Source organism: Streptomyces thermospinosisporus (assembly GCF_039526425.1).
Classification (GTDB): Bacteria; Actinomycetota; Actinomycetes; order Streptomycetales; family Streptomycetaceae; genus Streptomyces; species Streptomyces thermocarboxydovorans.
The window spans coordinates 83,031-85,028 of the sequence record NZ_BAAAIZ010000007.1; the positions used below are offsets into that span (position 1 = coordinate 83,031).

Below are 1,998 nucleotides of genomic sequence, written 5' to 3' on the forward strand. Positions count from 1 at the left end.
CGTCGCCGCCGGCGGGGCGAGTCCGCCGACGGCGACAGCGGCGAGGCCGGGGACACCGGCACCGAGCGCGCCGCCGCCGAGCAGGCTGCCCAGGACGCCGAGGACACCGCCGAGCAGGCGGAGGAGGACGCCGAGGCGTCCGCCGAGAAGGGCGAGAAGAGCGAGAAGAGCGAGAAGGGCGACGAGGGGACGGAGAGCCGCGAGGAGCGGGAGGGCGCAGCCGCCCAGACCGGCTCCAGCAGCAGCCGGCGCCGTCGCCGCCGTCGTCGCCGGGCCGGTGACGCCACCGTCGAGACCCAGCCGTCCGCGGACGACCCGGAGCGCACGGTCGTCAAGGTCCGCGAGCCGCGCCCCAGGACCGAGCTGTCCGACGAGGTGCAGTCCATCAAGGGCTCGACCCGTCTGGAGGCCAAGAAGCAGCGCCGCCGCGAGGGCCGCGAGCAGGGCCGCCGCCGGGTGCCGATCATCACCGAGGCGGAGTTCCTGGCCCGCCGCGAGGCCGTCGAGCGCGTCATGGTCGTGCGGCAGCAGGGCGACCGCACCCAGATCGGCGTCCTCGAGGACAACGTGCTCGTCGAGCACTACGTCAACAAGGAGCAGACGGTCTCGTACGTCGGGAACGTCTACCTCGGCAAGGTGCAGAACGTGCTGCCGTCGATGGAGGCCGCCTTCATCGACATCGGCAAGGGCCGCAACGCCGTGCTCTACGCCGGTGAGGTCAACTTCGAGGCGCTGGGCATGGCCAACGGGCCGCGCCGCATCGAGTCCGCGCTGAAGTCCGGCCAGTCGGTGCTCGTCCAGGTGACGAAGGACCCGATCGGCCACAAGGGCGCGCGTCTGACCAGCCAGGTCTCCCTCCCCGGGCGCTACCTCGTGTACGTGCCCGAGGGTTCGATGACCGGCATCAGCCGCAAGCTGCCCGACACCGAGCGGTCCCGGCTGAAGACCATCCTCAAGAAGATCGTCCCCGAGGACGCGGGCGTCATCGTGCGCACCGCCGCCGAGGGCGCGAGCGAGGAGGAGCTGCGCCGGGACGTCGAGCGGCTGCAGGCGCAGTGGGAGGACATCCAGAAGAAGGCCAAGAACGGCAACGCCCCGACGCTGCTGTACGGCGAGCCCGACATGACCGTCCGGGTCGTGCGGGACATCTTCAACGAGGACTTCTCCAAGGTCATCGTCAGCGGCGACGAGGCGTGGGAGACCATCCACGGGTACGTCTCGCACGTGGCCCCGGACCTGGTCGACCGGCTGCAGAAGTGGACCAGCGACGTCGACGTCTTCGCCACGTACCGGATCGACGAGCAGCTCGCCAAGGCGCTGGACCGCAAGGTCTGGCTGCCGAGCGGCGGCTCGCTGGTGATCGACCGGACCGAGGCGATGGTCGTCATCGACGTCAACACCGGCAAGTTCACCGGCCAGGGCGGCAACCTCGAGGAGACGGTCACCAGGAACAACCTGGAGGCGGCCGAGGAGATCGTGCGCCAGCTGCGGCTGCGCGACCTCGGCGGCATCATCGTGATCGACTTCATCGACATGGTGCTGGAGTCCAACCGGGACCTGGTGCTGCGCCGTCTGCTGGAGTGCCTGGGCCGGGACCGTACGAAGCACCAGGTCGCCGAGGTGACCTCGCTTGGCCTGGTGCAGATGACCCGCAAGCGGGTCGGCCAGGGCCTGCTGGAGTCGTTCTCGGAGACCTGCGTCCACTGCAACGGCCGCGGCGTCATCGTCCACCTCGACCAGCCGGCCGGGACCGGTGGCGGCGGCAAGCGCCGCAAGCGTGCCCGCGCCGGTGCCGCCGAGCAGCCCGTCGAGGCGGCCGTGGTCGTGGAGACGGCCGAGCAGGAGGCGGAGCAGGAGTCGGAGGCCGAGGTGGTGGCCGAGGTCGCCGAGCCCGCCGCGCTCCCGGAGCCCGCCTTCACCCCGGACGAGGAGCTGTACAGCAGCGCTGCCGAGGCGGAGGCCGCGGCGAGCCGCGGACGCGGCCGTCGCCGGGCGAGC

At 71.7% G+C, this 1,998-nt stretch carries 1 protein-coding gene; it reads left to right on the plus strand.

Going from position 1 to position 1,998, the window contains the following annotated elements; genetic code table 11:
* Positions 1-1,998 (plus strand): Rne/Rng family ribonuclease (locus tag ABD207_RS03010; protein ID WP_344009816.1); only part of this gene is annotated, 1,998 nt, incomplete at both ends.